Below are 14,599 nucleotides of genomic sequence, written 5' to 3'. Positions count from 1 at the left end.
TTGCACCATTTTGGAACCCTGCTTCGCAATTTTTTTGCGGTCGCGGTCTTCAGGGCGATTTTTGCGCCGCCCGACGTGAGACTGCTGCAAGAAAATCGAGCGTCTCGCTCGCACAGCGCGACCAGCTGAATTGAGCGGCGGCCGCGGAAGACGCGGCCGCCTTTTCGGCGCGCAATTCCGGCGCCGCCGCCAGCGTACGCACGGCGTCGGCGATACTTGCCGGGTTTTCCGGGTCAAAATAGATGCCGGCCTCGCCCAGCACTTCCGGCATCGGCCCGCGTTCCGAACATGCTATGGGAAGCCCCGCCGCCATGCTTTCGATCAGGATATTCGGCATGTTTTCGCAACTCGAGGCGAACACGCACAGATCGGCGGTCGCGTAGCACGCGTGAATTTCCTTGTAGTCGACCTCGCCCCAATAGCGCACAAACTCCCTTCGCGGGTCGGCGCGTTTCATGGCCTCGGTCAGACGGGGCAGCACGCTGGCTCTTGCCGGACCGTACAGATCGAGCCGTATCGGCAAGCCTTCGGCATGCAGGCGGCCGATCGCCTCGACGACGGACCACTGATGCTTGAATACGTCGATGGTAGAAACGTAGACGACACGCAACGGATCAGAAGGCGTGAACTCGCCGAGCGCCCGCTGCGGACGAGGGCTGAGGCGAAATCTCGTGTCGATGCCGTGTGGCACGATCGAGGTCGTGCCTCGCAATGGTCCGGTCGCCGCCGTGACCGCATGATAGGCATATCGGGTCAGAAAGATCGTTCCGTCCGCCTGCCTGAAAGACCGGACTTGAAGCCACCGCAACAGCGCCAGTTTCAGGGTCATGGTCGAGAAGCCAAATCGTTTCAGTTCTCTCCATTCGAACGGCAGCATGTTGCGGCTCATGGTCACCGCCGGACGAAAATTTGAAATAATCGACCCGCCCGGCACAAATAACAAATTCACTCCCATGGCCTTGATGAGTTTGTTCAGCTCCCAACGCTGCCAAATGATGCGTTTCAAGAGATGGGCTTCCAGCGCCGGATCGCTGCGCTTCTCAAGCCAGGGCCGATCCTCGATGCGCGCCAATGTGGAGGCGCAGGCCCAAACGAAGATTTTCTCGATCCCGTGCCGCGAGGGTTCAGCCACCCGCAGCAGTTCGACCAGGTGCGTGACGCCGCCGCCGACACGGATGTTCGAAGCGTCAATGGCCAGAAGCATTTCGCGCTCCGGGGCACGTCGCTTCATGGCTTCTTCTCGCAGGCAGCCCGGCTATGATAATCACGCTGTCCTCAGGTTGGCGGCTGTGTGCTGGTACTCGGCGGGGCTTACCATTTCAACCGTCGCTTGGTCCCTCGCAACGCAGCATTCTTCCTTTTTGGTATCTGGTTCTGCCATCCACTATGGGTCTATCACAACCACCGGGGGGTTGAAGTTCCGTACCGCGCTGCCAACCTTAAGCTTTATGAGACAACGAATCTCGGTTTCCATCAACCCGCAGGCAGCTCCCGAAGCGGGAAAAATTCATATCCCGTAGGCGCGCCGCCAAAGCTCAAACATGGTCAGCCCGAACAATCGCTCGCTGTTGTTGCGGCGCTTGCCATGGCCGTCGATCAGATTGCTCACCGCCCGCCGGTCAAACGTGCTTTTGGGATCGAGCAGCACATCCGAAACGAAATCGCGCCACGGCCCCGCCTTGAGCCAGGTGGGCAGCGGAATGGAGAACCCTTGCTTGCGATCGGCGTCGAATTGCGGCGGCAACACCCGCTTGCTCAGGCGCTTCAGCAGGATCTTGCGTTCGCTGAAGCTGGCTTTCAAGCGGGAGGGGACTTTGCCGAACGCGAATTCAGCAATCCGGAAATCCAGCAGCGGCGCCCTCATTTCGAGCGAGGCCAGCATGCTGGCGCGATCGACCTTCACCAGTATATCTTCCGGCATGTAATTCTCGAAATCCATGCGCGTAACCCGCTGCAACAGGTCGGTTGCAACCGGCACGCGCATTTCGCGTATTGCATCCGCCGGCGTTTGCCAGCCGGGCCCCATCAACGCGCGCCGCTCCGATGCGCCGAAATGAGCGGCAACGCTTGGAAGTCGTGTATTGAAGTCGACTGCAAGCGCCTGAATCCAGTTGCGTCCCCGGAATCCGGTGGGCAGCGCCACATCGCCAGCCGCGGCCGCAAGCTTGCGCAAGCCCAACGGGACATGGTCGACCTTGGACTTCATCCACAGCAGCCGTCTGTGCTGCTCGTAACCGCCAAACATCTCATCGCCGCCGTCGCCGCCAAGAGCCACCTTGCAGTGTTGCCGCACCAGCTGGCTGACCAGGAAGGTCGGGATCATCGACGAATCGTTGAGCGGCTCGTCATACTGCGGGGCGAGCACGTTGAGTATCTCGGGACCGGTGTGGCCCGCCTGAAGCTCGATATGCTCGGTTCCGAAATGATTGGCGATCAGGCGGGCAAAGCCGGTTTCGTCATAATTTCCGTAGCCGTCAAAACCCACCGTAAAGGTCTTTACGCGCGATGAGGCGCGCGCCGCCATCGCCGTTACCAGACTGGAGTCGACGCCGCCGCTGAGCAAAATTCCGACAGGCACGTCGGCGACCAGTTGCCGTCGCACGGCATCCGCAAGGAGAACCTCCAGCTCATCGACCAGCGCCTCCTCGTCGCCGGCATTGTCATCGGGAGCTGCCGGCATACGCCAGTAGCGCCAGATCTTCGTCTCCTCGCTGGCAAGATTGAACGTCAATGCATGAGCCGGCGGCAACTTGCGCGCGCTCTGGAGTATGCAGGCCTCGCCCGGCACATATCCCATCATCAAATAACAATCGAGCGCCGCCGGTTCGATCTTGCGATCGAAGGCGGGGTCTGCCAGCAGCGCCTTCAGCTCCGAGGCGAAGCGGATTCCGCCGTTCGCGGTCGAATAGAACATCGGCTTCTCGCCGGCGCGGTCGCGCGCCAGGAACAGCAAGTTTCGTTTGCCATCGTAAAGGGCAAGCGCAAACATGCCGTTGAGATGCGCGAGGCAGTCCGTACCCCATTGGTGATAGGCGGCGAGCACCACCTCGGTGTCGGATTCTGTATGGAACTTGTGCCCCAGCGCCATCAGTTGGGGACGAAGGTCGAGATAATTGTAAATTTCGCCGTTGAACACGATGCTCAGGCGATTTGTCTCGTCGTGCATCGGCTGGTGACCGCCCGGCGACAAATCGATAATCGCCAGCCTTGTCTGGGCCAGGCCAACGGTTCCGTTCGGCGACCACCAAATTCCATTGTCGTCCGGCCCGCGATGCGCCATCGCAGCGCAGCCGGCGCCGAGCCATTCCCGATCCGTTATTGCCTGGCGTGAAGCGACGCCGACGATACCGCACATCTAGCTTTTCCCGTTCAGCACGTCCTTGTAGACGGCATCGTAGGCATCGGCCATTGCCGTGACTGTCATGGAACCCACCCGCCCGGACGCGCATTTCGCCCGTCGCAGCGCCGTCCCCTTATTGGCGATGAACTCAGCTATCGCGGTTGAAAGCGCTTGTACATCGTCAACCGGAATAAAAACGGCGGACGAAGCGTCGGCCACCTCGCGGTGCGCGGGTATATCGCTCAGAATTACCGGACAGCCGCCCGCCATCGCTTCAAGAACGACGTTGGGATTGCCTTCGTACCGGCTCATGCTGATCAGGCCGTCTGCAATCTTCAGCCACCGCCACCAGTCCGGCTGATAGGGCAGGATTGTGAACCGCGCCGAGAGTGAAGCGGCTTCAATCTCCTTTTCGATCGCCGGAAGGTGCGGCCCCTCTCCGATCATGACGACATTGACGGCTCCATCCCCGGCGAGATTGCTGACCGCCCGAACGATCACGTCCAGGGCTTTTTCGCGGACCAGTCGACCGACAACCAGAAGCAGCGGGCCGGCAAAAGATTGCGTAGATAGCGGCTCGGCCTCTTGAATGGTCTGGAAATCCAGCGCATTCCCGATCGTCGCCAGCTTGATGGGTCGACCGGTTGTGGCTTGCCAGTAATCCTTCCCGCCGTCGGAATTGGCAACGACCGCCGATGCAAATCCCCCGAGTAAAAGTCGCAGCCGCGCGACAGACGGGATTTCCGCGTAATGCTCCCTTGATGATCGCTCAGTCACGATCCATGGCGTATGGCTTCGCAGGGCGGCGAGCCCTCCCACGATATCCATCTGAGGAAGCCAGGTTTGCACGATCGCGGGCTTGAGGCCTTTCAGGATGCGCCGGATCGCAAGGAAAAGCCTTGGATTTACGCTGCGTAAATTGCCGAGCTCATGAAGCTGCACCCCCCGGTCCCTCATTGCCTGGGCGTGCACCCCGCCGCGGCGGATGGCGACGTGAACGTCGATGCCGCGGCGCGCCTGTTCGGCCGCCAGCATGGATAATTGACGCTCGGCCCCACCGCCTTCGAGCGTTGGGATCACGTGAAGAACCGTCACCATCGACGGTCCACGCCGACTGTAAGAGCGGCGCGCCGCATCGGCCCCGCGCCATATCCCTTGAATCCAAAAGCTGCTTTGACTATCCGTAGCGGCATGAAAACGGTCGACGATATCGGGGGCAAGCTCGACTTTCTGGTCTGCGCTACTTGCAGGAGCGGAAGCCTTAACTTGAACGAACAAGGCTTGCAATGCGCTGATTGCGGAACGGTTTTTCCGGTCGAGCTGGAAATACCGCGTTTTGTACGCAATGAGGACTATGCGGGCTCGTTTGGGTTCCAATGGAACGAGCACGCACGCACGCAATTGGACAGTTTTACGAATAAATCGATATCGCGGGACCGGCTGTTCGACGCCACCAAATGGCCCGCTGATCTATCGGGGCAGAACGTGCTGGAAGCCGGCTCCGGCGCCGGCCGCTTTACCGAAGTGCTGGCCGCCACCGGGGCGACAATCATCTCATTCGACCTTTCATCGGCGGTCGAGGCCAATTATCTCAACAACGGCCACAACGCCAATTTGCTTATCCTGCAGGCCAGCATTCTGAACATTCCGGTGCGACCGCGCTCCATGGACAAGGTGATCTGCCTCGGCGTGATCCAGCATACGCCAGATCCGGCGCAGACGTTCCGCTGTCTCGCAAACTGCGTCCGCCCCGGGGGCGAAATCGTTATCGATGTCTATGCAGCCCGGCTGCGGTCGTTGCTTTCGTGGAAGTATCTTTTGAGACCCATTACCAAGAGGATGGACAGCAAAAAGCTCTATGGGCTCATCGAGCGCGCAACCCCGGTGCTGCTTCCGGTTTCCGAATTTCTTTCCCGGGTGCTCGGCCGATTTGGTCCTCGTCTGCTGCCCATCGTGCATTATCCTTCGCTTGGACTTTCTCCCGAACTTGCTCGCCGGTGGGCGGTGCTGGATACTTTCGATATGTATTCTCCCGCCCACGACCATCCCCAAAGCGCGGCCGCGGTGAAAAGCTGGTTCGACGCGGCCGGATTTATCGACGTGGCGGTTGAGTATGGCCTGAACGGCGTCGTGGCCCGGGGCCGAAGACCTCCACCTCAAGCCTGAGAAATTGATCGGATTTGGCCCGACGATTGCAGGTTATGCTGCCGTCACATCCGCCATAGCCGCACGTTCGGCGGCGCGTTCGTGCGATCAAGAATTGCCTTGATATCCATTACCAGGCCGCCGGTGGACTTCAACCGTCCCTTCACAAGCGTCCACCCGCCCTGTTTGTACTCATCGTGACTGACCGCGAGGATCACCGCGTCGGCCGGCGGAAGCTCGGCAAAAGGCGTGAGCGTGACGCCATATTCGTGCTGGCACTCCGCCGCATCGGCAAGCGGGTCGGCGATATGAACGCTGACGCCGAACGAACGAAGTTCCGTGACAATATCGATCACCTTGGAGTTCCGGATATCCGGCACATTCTCCTTGAATGTGGTTCCAAGAATGACCACGGTTTTGCCGTTGCCGCGATTGAAAAGATCCTTGACGCATTCCTGGGCGATCCACGAGCCCATGTTGTCGTTCACGCGCCTGCCGGCGAGAATGACCTGGGGGTGATAACCAGCCCGCTCGGCGCGATGCGTGAGGTAATAGGGATCGACGCCAATGCAGTGCCCTCCGACCAGGCCGGGAGCAAACTTGAGAAAATTCCATTTGGTCGCGGCCGCGGCCAGAACGTCGGACGTGTCGATACCGAGCAGGTTGAAGATCAGCGCCAGTTCATTGATCAGCGCGATGTTCAGATCGCGCTGGGTGTTCTCAATGACCTTCGCAGCTTCGGCGACCTTGATCGAGGATGCCCGGTAAACCCCTGCATTGACGACCGCACCATAGACCTCAGCCACGATTTCAAGGGTCTCCGGATTCTGTCCCGAAACCACTTTCATGATAGTTTCAAAACGACGTTGCGGATCTCCGGGGTTGATGCGCTCCGGACTGTAGCCGACGTGAAAATCGATCCCGCTCTTCAGTCCGGATTCGCTTTCCAGCAGCGGAATGAATTCTTCCTCGGTGGCGCCGGGATAAACGGTAGATTCGTAGACGACGATATCGCCTTTTTTCAGGGCCTTGCCCACGGTTCTCGACGCACTCAGGATGATCGACAGATCGGGGCGGTTGGTCGCATCGATCGGCGTCGGCACTGCGACAATGAAGAAATCCACCTCGCGCAAATCCGCGGCATCCGCACTTATTCGGATGTCGACCGCTCTCAGTTCGGCTTCGGTGGCTTCCAGCGTACGATCGAAATAGCGCCGAAGCTCTTCTACCCGGCGGCGATCGATGTCGAAGCCGAGGACAAGAGCGCCTGCCTTGCCGAACGCAATCGCCACCGGCAAGCCCACATAACCAAGGCCTACAACCCCGACCCGGCGACGAATTTGTCGTAAATCTGTAATGGCTATCACCAAGGTTCCTGTCAGGCGGCTGACTATCGGTGTCGATCATGAAAGTCAACGTCCCGCGGCCCCCGCGGCAGGACGAAATTCCGCAAGAAGGATGGACCGCAAGCGCCACGGGGCCATCCTTGGACGCCGCGCACGCGCGGCTCCTTTAGGATGCTGGCCGCATGTAACTCAAATTTCTTTCCGCACCCCGGTCGGCATTGGCTAGTCTCGTTCGTCTTGCAACAAATGGGTCGTTTCCGCATGCTCTACGCCATCCTATGCTACCACGACGAAGACACCGTCGGTTCCTGGTCCAGGGAACAGGACGCAGCCGTTATGGAAAAACTCGCCGTGGTGCAGGATAAACTGGCAAAGCAAGGCCGGCTCGGTCCGGTCGCGCGCCTGCTGCCGACCACGGCAGCGGCCACGCTGCGCAAGGACGACCCGCCGCTGGTGATCGACGGACCGTTCGCCGAGACCAAGGAGCAGCTGCTCGGCTTCTATGTGATCGATGCCAAAAATCTCGACGATGCGCTCGAGGTCGCGCGCGATCTCGGCCGCGCCAATCCCGGCGGCGCCTATGAAATCCGTCCCGTCGGCTACTTCACTCCCGGGAGCACGCCGACGTGACCGACACCGCCTGGATCGATGCGGCGCTGACATCGGCGCGTCCCCAGGCGCTCGGCGCGCTGCTGCGCTATTTCCGCAATCTCGATACTGCCGAGGAAGCGTTCCAGAATGCCTGCCTGCGCGCGCTGAAAAGCTGGCCGAAGAATGGGCCGCCGCGCGATGCCGCGGCATGGCTGATCATGGTCGGGCGCAATGTCGCGATCGACGATATCAGGCGCGGCCGCAAGCTGCAGCCGCTGCCCGATGATGATGAGGCGATCTCCGATCTCGATGATGCCGAGGAGGCGCTGGCTGAGCGGCTCGACGGCTCGCATTACCGCGACGACATCCTGCGGCTGCTGTTCATCTGCTGCCATCCCGATCTGCCGGCGACGCAGCAGATCGCGCTGGCGCTGCGCATCGTCTCCGGGCTCAGCGTAAAGCAGATCGCGCGCGCGTTTCTGGTCAGCGAGGCCGCGATGGAGCAGCGCATCACCCGCGCCAAGGCGCGCGTCGCCGAGGCCGGCGTGCCGTTCGAGACGCCGGGCGCCGTGGAGCGTTCCGAGCGGCTCGCCGCCGTCGCCGCGATGGTCTACCTGATCTTCAACGAGGGCTATTCCGCCGGCGGCGACACCGCCGAAATCCGTGCTCCCTTGAGCGAGGAGGCGATCCGGCTGGCGCGGCTGCTGCTGCGGCTGTTCCAGAGCGAGCCGGAGATCATGGGGCTGACCGCGCTGCTGCTCTTGCAACACGCCCGCGCGGCCGCGCGCTTCGACGCCGATGGATCGCTGGTGCTGCTGGACGATCAGGATCGGCGGCTGTGGAATCAGAACATGATCGCCGAGGGGCTGGCGCTGATCGACAAGGCGATGCGGCACCGCCGCAGCGGGCCGTATCAGATCCAGGCAGCGATCGCGGCGCTGCACGCCCGTGCCGCAACGCCTGAGGATACCGACTGGCTGCAGATCGACCTGCTCTACGGCGCGCTGGAGATCATGCAGCCGTCGCCGGTGGTGACGCTCAACCGCGCGGTCGCCGTCGCCAAGGTGCGTGGCCCCGAAGCCGCGCTGGAGATGATCGAGCCGCTGGGCGCGCGGCTGCAGAACTATTTTCACTTCTTCGGCGTCAAGGGCGCGTTCCTGATGCAGCTTAACCGCAACGACGAGGCGCGCGTCGCCTTCGACCGCGCCATCGCGCTCGCCAATACGTCAGCGGAAGCCGCGCACATCCGCATGCATCTCGACCGGTTGATGCGGGACAGCAGGCGCAAGCTCGGTTGAGCACAGGCGCGCCGGCGCAATTGAAAAAGCCCCGGGCGAACGCTCCGGGGCTTTCTCCTTCATGTCGTGCAGTCTTCAGGTTCGCGTGCGCATCCGCATCATGAAGCTGTCATAGCTGAGTTCGGCCACCTGCATCCAGGCCAGCGACTCGCTGCGGAAGGCCGACAGGCTGGCATACATCTTGGCGAAGTGCGGATTGGTCTTCGAAAGGTCCGCATAGATCTCGTTCGCGGCTGAGTAGCAGGCTTCCAGCACTTCCTGCGGGAACGGCTTCAGGATCGCGCCGGCCACGATCAGCCGCTTCAGCGCCGGCGGGTTGACGTAATCGTACTTGCCGGTGACCCAGGTGAACGTGTCGCGCGACGCGCATTCGATGGCCGCCTGATAGTGCTTCGGCAATGCGTTCCACTTGTCGAGATTCATGACGTTGTGGCCCTGGCCGGTGCCTTCCCACCAGCCCGGATAGCAGTAATATTTGGCGACCTTCACAAAGCCGAGCTTCTCGTCGTCATAAGGGCCGACCCATTCGGCGGCATCGATGGTCCCCTTCTCCAGCGCCGGGTAGATATCGCCGCCTGCGATCTGTTGCGGCACGCCGCCGACCTTCGCAATGATGGTGCCGGCAAATCCGCCGATACGGAATTTGAGGCCCCGGAAATCGTCCATCGACTTGATTTCCTTCCGGAACCAGCCGCCCATCTGGGCGCCCGTGCTGCCGGTCGGAATACCGATGGTGTTATATTCCTTCAGCAGGTTGTTGAGCATTTCCGTGCCGCCGCCGAAATGCAGCCAGGCAATATGCGCGCGCGTATTGAGCCCGAACGGCAGCGAGGTGCCGAAGGTGAACGCGGCGTTCTTGCCCCAGTAATAATACAGCGCGGTGTTGCCCATCTCGACCGTACCGTTGGAAACGGCGTCGAGCACCTGCAGGCCCGGCACCAGTTCGCCGGCCGCAAACGATTGAATCTGGAATTTGTTGTCGGTGATCTCGGCGACGCGCTTGGCGAAGTATTCGCAGCCGCCATAAAGCGTATCCAGCGCCTTCGGCCAGCTTGCGGCCAATCGCCACTTGATCTCGGGGTTCGATTGCGCGATCGCGGGCGCGGCAACTGCGCTCGCGGCGAGACCGACGCCAGTTACTTTCAGAAATTCACGACGTTTCATGCGCTTCCTCCTCCGTTTTTGTGCCGATACCGCGGCGAGGGGAACGATCTTGGATGTCGTTTTATTCGCCGGCGGCCGACGTTGCTGTTGGTACTCGAATCCGGACCTTGAAAACCAAACCCTGATCTGGAGCGCAAAATCTGAAAATCCCGGCCCGCGGGCAGGATGAACAATCAAGTTCCAAGAATCAAGGGCGCGCTTTTCGAAAAAAGCAAAATATCACTAGTACTTAAGTGGTCGCCATCGGCCATGTTGCAGCAATCCATCTCGAGGGCCAACGGGGATGTGGATGCCACGCGCAGACGATGATGTAGATCTGACTATTGCCCAGATCATTGATCCCCACCCCACGCGCGCTATCCCTTACCGCTTCTTCTTCCTCAGCCTTAAGCCGGGTTCGGCACCCTAGAGCATGACGAATTTAGGTTGACGCCGCTGCTTCTCACCTCTCCCCGCAGGGGAGAGGTCGAAGCCGAAGCGCAGCGCAGGCTTCGGGTGAGGGGCCTCTCCACGCACTCAGGACTCGCGGGTAGGCCCCTCACCCGCCGCGCATCTGACGATGCGCGTCGACCCCCGATCAAGTCGGGGGCAGGCTCTCCCCCCTTGCGGGGAGAGGTGACCTGAACGTCATGGCGGTTCGACCTAAGCCGTCATGCTCTAACCCTGAAAACCCTCGGCTTCATCATCTTTCAGAATGGTGAGGGTGATCGGACTGTCGAGCGCCGCCACCAGCAGGGTCTTCAGATTCGCGTCCGCATAGGGGAATCCGTAAGAATTGCTGGTCTCATGGATAATCTGGGCATAGACGCTGCCCTGGCCGTTCCCGAACGGCTTGTCCGACGAAAACTTCGTACTGTCGTTGGGGCCGGTCGCGGTGAAGTACCCCTCATTGACGCCGATGCAGAGATTTCGAAACAGCGAGTTGGTGTAGACGGCCGAGGCGTCGTGTCCGGCGTGATCGGGACGGTTCTGCGGCAATGTCGTTCCCTTGAAAACGATGGTGCCGCCATCGCAGCGATAGAGGAATTCCGTCGTGAATTGATTCTTCAGAATCTGGAATGTGTCAGAACCGGAGGTGAGGGTGAGGATCGGGCCGGTATCGGCCAGGTCCCGGTATCTGCCCTTGGTAAAGGCTCCCGTGAACGTCTTGGCCGCTTCGCCGATCGGCGTATCGGTTTTGATCGTCAGTTCGGCGCCCGCCGTCGTCAATGTATTCAGATAATCGTCGTAGCCCCGGTAAAACGGAAACTGGATGTTGGGGGCGACGATCTTGATTCTGCCGCCGCCACAGTCCTTGAGCACCGCCGGGTCCTGTCTTGTCAGGGCGCGCGTCTTCATGTCGGCGATGATATCCTGCACCGACGTCTTGTATCCCAGCGAGAACGGGCTGCCATCGTCCGCCAACTTGCCGCTCAGCGTAAGCGGCAGTCCGACGATATCGACGTTCGACAGGTTCAGCCACACGCCCTTGTCGGTCTCATTCCTGCTGAATTCGATCCAGCCATAGTACTGCGTACTATTCGGGTCGGGCGCCGGCGGCATCGTCCCATATCCGACATACAACCGGCTGCCGACAAGGGTGTCCGCAGCAAACGAATGCGACGGATTGCGGGAAAAGAAGTCCGCTACTGACGTCGATTTCCCGAGTTCGATGCCCTCGAGCCCGGTATCGCTTGTCGCCGTCAGCAGCAGAATAAGCTGCGATTCGTCGCCTCTGTTGTTCATGATCTGGAACGTAAACTTGCTCATGAACTCTTCTTCCTTTTTATCCAGCTGTTCGTGCAGGATTTCGACCGCGATGCGGGTCTCAGCTCTTGACTGGATGCACCGTCAGCACCAGCTCCGTCGGGTTCTTGGTGATACCGACGCTGCTCTGTCCGCAGACGTCGTCGTAACCGAATGCGTAGGCCTTCTGCAGTATCGCGTTTTTATGTAGAATGGACGCGTACATGTTGATCGGCTCATGCGCAAAATATTGCGCGGTCTGATCGCACAACGGCAAGCTGTCGAGATTTACGCCGCCGCCGCCGCCTTGTGCCAAGGTCGATCGCAGGAATCCAGCGCCAAGGTCTCGGGCGATATCGGTAGCGTCCGCCGGGAATGGCTCGGTCCCGACGATATCAAGCTGGACCTGGCATTCGTACACATCCTTGGATCCCGATACGAACCCTGGACGGCTGTTGGTGTTCGGATTCCTGATCATGACCGGCTTTAATCCGGAATCGTTTTTCGGCTCGAATACAAACAGGCCCTTGTTCGATCCGTCATTGTGGACACGGCCCGTGTAATCGCCGCCGGATACCATGACATGAAGGTCCTTGCCCGCGTAATAGGTCCAGACCCGGTCGATGTAGGCTTCAAGCTGGTTCTTGGGAAACAGGCCGAGCTCCATGCCGTGGTAGGGGCAAAAAATCCGCAGCGGAATGCCAACAAATGCTTTGTTCACATCGGATACAACGAGGTCGCTCCAGGGCTTGGGGAGGTCGTTGATCGCCTTGAATATGACGCTTCGTGCATTGCCCTCAAAACCGGTTTTCAGGTGCTCCTTTGTCTTCAGATCAGGCTGGTAACCGTAATTGTCGAGCTGCAACGGCAGCCCGAAAAAGTCCAACTGGGTGAGATTTGCGCCAAGCGAAGTTGTGGTGGGATTGTCTTGCGTCCAGGTAAGCTCGAAATAGTCCCACAATTTGGCGTAATTGCCGCCTTGCACCGGATCATCGGGACTCCAGGCGCTCGGAGAGGTGGGATTGCCCTCGGCCGAGGTATTCGTGAAAAGCTGTTCGCCGAACGACAGGTAGACGCGCAACGCCACCAGGCGAGGAAGCGCGATGGTCGTATCCTTGCCGGGGAGCAACATCGATAGCGTGGTCTTTGCAGAGTTTTTCGGCACGTCCGCGACGTTGCCCTTGAGGTCGTTGACATAGACGTACTCGTTGGGCGAACTGCCCGGGATGATGCCCTGAATCCATATGTACAATTTCGCATCGAGTCCCGACTGGTTCACAATCTGGAACGGAATGGTTTCGAGTCCGCGGTTGTTCTGGTCTGAACTCATCGTGCTGTCCTCTCGATCGAATTGCAGTTGGGCCGGCGAGAACGAGTTCGCTCGACAATCCGGCGCCATTACCATTACAGGAATATGAACCCGCCGTTGCGGGGTCGTTTCACGATCGAAAGGGCTTGCTGAAGGGAACGACGCGCTGCTTAAAGGCCGCTGCAGCTTAAGCGCTTTGTTTTATTTTCGCCACCCCGCCGAACCGCTGCTCCATGGCGCGCCGTGTCGCGACCGCATCGGCGCCTGCATCGATCTCCACATCATTCCACCGCACCACCGCGCCATGGGCGATGTCGTTCTTCAGCTTCACCCGGTGCGCCAGCCCGATCGGCAGCGCGCCGGCTTTGAGGCTCGCCGCCGCCGGCATCAGTCTGCCCCACACGGTGTAACCGCCTTCGCCGTCGAGCATTTCGCCCGCGCGGAGATCGCGCTTGGCGACCGCCGCGACGTCGCCGCGGAAATCATGCGGCTGTCCGGTCGGCTCGCCGCGCAATGCCGCCGACAGAACCGAGATGTTCAGCTCCAGCCCGATCAGATGATACGGCTTGTACATCGCCGCATAGCGCCCGGAGGCGTCGGTCTTCAGGCCATATTGCCTAAAACAGTCCGCGGCGTAATCGTTCGGCGCTTCCAGCACCACATAGACGCCCCAGCGCAAGTCGCGGAACACCGGCCGGCCGTCGCGCTCCAGCGAGGACACCACTTCTACCACGCCGGACTTTTCCAGCACGCCGCCCGCCGCGTGCGGGCGCATCACATGCGGCAGGTCATCGACGCCGCAGGGCGGAAACTTGAGGCCGCCCGAGGGCACGTCGAGCCCGGTGGCATTGGCGATCGCCGCCATCTCGATGGCGGATTTGGTGCCGTCCAGAAACGAATTGAACATCTGAGGGTTCATGCCGGCGGACTGCGCCTCGCCGGCGGTCAGGCCGTAGTGGCCCCAGACGCCCGCCGGCGTCACGTCGTGGTAGGCCGGCAGATACTTGGTACCCTTGCCGGCGGCGACGACGTGGAATCCGGTGGCGCGGGCCCAGTCCACCATCTCGGCGGTCAGCGCCGGCTGGTCGCCATAGGCCAGCGAATAGACCACGCCGGCCTGGCGCGCTTCTTCGGCGAGCAGCGGTCCCGCCAGCACGTCGGCCTCGACATTGACCATGACGATATGTTTGCCGGCCTTGATCGCCGCGCGGGCGTGGCGGATGCCGACCGCGGGATTGCCGGTGGCTTCCACGATCACGTCGATATTGCCGGGCGCAGCCGCAGCGCCGTCCTCGGTGAATTTGGTCGCCGATATGCGCGCATCATCCCAGCCGACGGTGCGGCAGGCCTCGCGCGCGCGCTCCGGATCGAGATCGACGATGACGGGCACCTCGAGCCCGGGCGTATGCGGCACCTGCGACAGAAACATCGAGCCGAACTTGCCGGCGCCGATCAAGGCGACGCGGACGGGTTTGCCGGCGGCGCGGCGCGCTTGCAGGAGGTGGTGGAGGTTCATGGGAGATTGATCCGATCAGATTTCAGCGTGTCCCGGACGCGGTGCGGCACCTCTTGGTGATGCACCGCAGAGCCGGGACCCATTAACACGGTGTGCGCGGCATGGGCCCCGGCTCTGCAGCGCACCGCTTCGCAAGTGCTACGCGCTGCGCTGCGTCCGGGGCAC

Annotated in this window: 11 protein-coding genes; 3 read left to right on the top strand and 8 right to left on the bottom strand. The window is 60.9% G+C overall.

What is annotated here, in order from left to right; all coding sequences use genetic code 11:
* Nucleotides 1–49 precede the first annotated feature (49 nt).
* From VGP39_RS01615 to VGP39_RS01605, 3 genes are all read right to left on the bottom strand, one after another.
* The gene (locus tag VGP39_RS01615) at nt 50–1,204 is read right to left on the bottom strand and encodes a glycosyltransferase family 1 protein (RefSeq protein ID WP_327566358.1); all 1,155 of its coding nucleotides are present in this window, start codon (nt 1,202–1,204) and stop codon (nt 50–52) included.
* Between the two features lie 303 nt (nt 1,205–1,507).
* Entirely contained in the window at nt 1,508–3,355 is a 1,848-nt protein-coding gene (asnB, locus tag VGP39_RS01610) for an asparagine synthase (glutamine-hydrolyzing) (protein WP_327566357.1), read from the bottom strand.
* Nucleotides 3,356–4,438, bottom strand: coding sequence for a glycosyltransferase (locus VGP39_RS01605; protein ID WP_327566356.1), 1,083 nt, complete (start codon nt 4,436–4,438; stop codon nt 3,356–3,358).
* Between VGP39_RS01605 and VGP39_RS01600 the strand changes: the two genes are divergently transcribed.
* The gene (locus tag VGP39_RS01600; RefSeq protein WP_327566355.1) at nt 4,421–5,506 is read left to right on the top strand and encodes a methyltransferase domain-containing protein; all 1,086 of its coding nucleotides are present in this window, start codon (nt 4,421–4,423) and stop codon (nt 5,504–5,506) included. The genes VGP39_RS01605 and VGP39_RS01600 overlap by 18 nt on opposite strands.
* Nucleotides 5,507–5,550: 44 nt before the next feature.
* On the opposite strand, the gene VGP39_RS01595 is transcribed toward VGP39_RS01600, so the two are convergent.
* Nucleotides 5,551–6,825, bottom strand: a complete 1,275-nt coding sequence (locus VGP39_RS01595; RefSeq protein WP_414644542.1) for a nucleotide sugar dehydrogenase — start codon at nt 6,823–6,825, stop codon at nt 5,551–5,553.
* 267 nt (nt 6,826–7,092) lie between these two features.
* On the opposite strand from VGP39_RS01595, the gene VGP39_RS01590 reads away from it, so the two are divergent.
* Nucleotides 7,093–7,461, top strand: coding sequence for a YciI family protein (locus VGP39_RS01590; RefSeq protein ID WP_327566353.1), 369 nt, complete (start codon nt 7,093–7,095; stop codon nt 7,459–7,461).
* Complete coding sequence (locus VGP39_RS01585; RefSeq protein WP_327566352.1) at nt 7,458–8,720, top strand: RNA polymerase sigma factor; 1,263 nt, start codon at nt 7,458–7,460, stop codon at nt 8,718–8,720. The genes VGP39_RS01590 and VGP39_RS01585 overlap by 4 nt, the downstream gene beginning before the upstream one ends.
* Before the next feature lie 75 nt (nt 8,721–8,795).
* Here VGP39_RS01585 and VGP39_RS01580 read toward each other — a convergent pair whose 3' ends face one another.
* From VGP39_RS01580 to VGP39_RS01565, 4 genes are all read right to left on the bottom strand, one after another.
* Nucleotides 8,796–9,884, bottom strand: coding sequence for an ABC transporter substrate-binding protein (locus VGP39_RS01580; RefSeq protein WP_327566351.1), 1,089 nt, complete (start codon nt 9,882–9,884; stop codon nt 8,796–8,798).
* A 657-nt stretch (nt 9,885–10,541) separates the two neighbouring features.
* Nucleotides 10,542–11,633: a beta-1,3-glucanase family protein gene (locus tag VGP39_RS01575; protein WP_327566350.1), complete on the bottom strand. Its 1,092-nt coding sequence runs from the start codon at nt 11,631–11,633 to the stop codon at nt 10,542–10,544.
* Nucleotides 11,634–11,691: 58 nt separating this feature from the next.
* Complete coding sequence (locus VGP39_RS01570) at nt 11,692–12,939, bottom strand: beta-1,3-glucanase family protein (RefSeq protein ID WP_327566349.1); 1,248 nt, start codon at nt 12,937–12,939, stop codon at nt 11,692–11,694.
* A 166-nt stretch (nt 12,940–13,105) separates the two neighbouring features.
* Nucleotides 13,106–14,434, bottom strand: a complete 1,329-nt coding sequence (locus VGP39_RS01565; protein ID WP_327566348.1) for an NAD(P)H-dependent oxidoreductase — start codon at nt 14,432–14,434, stop codon at nt 13,106–13,108.
* Nucleotides 14,435–14,599 lie beyond the last annotated feature (165 nt).

Origin of the sequence: Bradyrhizobium sp. (assembly GCF_036009065.1) — a bacterium.
Classification (GTDB): domain Bacteria; phylum Pseudomonadota; class Alphaproteobacteria; order Rhizobiales; family Xanthobacteraceae; genus Bradyrhizobium.
This window is presented reverse-complemented; position numbering and strand designations above follow the sequence as displayed.

Bases quoted from the DNA above. Each gene is read 5' to 3' on its own strand.
- VGP39_RS01570 (WP_327566349.1), bottom strand. From the start codon at position 12,939: ATGAGTTCAGACCAGAACAACCGCGGACTCGAAACCATTCCGTTCCAG.
- VGP39_RS01580 (WP_327566351.1), bottom strand. From the start codon at position 9,884: ATGAAACGTCGTGAATTTCTGAAAGTAACTGGCGTCGGTCTCGCCGCG.
- asnB (WP_327566357.1), bottom strand. From the start codon at position 3,355: ATGTGCGGTATCGTCGGCGTCGCTTCACGCCAGGCAATAACGGATCGG.
- VGP39_RS01590 (WP_327566353.1), top strand. From the start codon at position 7,093: ATGCTCTACGCCATCCTATGCTACCACGACGAAGACACCGTCGGTTCC.
- VGP39_RS01575 (WP_327566350.1), bottom strand. From the start codon at position 11,633: ATGAGCAAGTTTACGTTCCAGATCATGAACAACAGAGGCGACGAATCG.
- VGP39_RS01565 (WP_327566348.1), bottom strand. From the start codon at position 14,434: ATGAACCTCCACCACCTCCTGCAAGCGCGCCGCGCCGCCGGCAAACCC.
- VGP39_RS01605 (WP_327566356.1), bottom strand. From the start codon at position 4,438: ATGGTGACGGTTCTTCACGTGATCCCAACGCTCGAAGGCGGTGGGGCC.
- VGP39_RS01615 (WP_327566358.1), bottom strand. From the start codon at position 1,204: ATGCTTCTGGCCATTGACGCTTCGAACATCCGTGTCGGCGGCGGCGTC.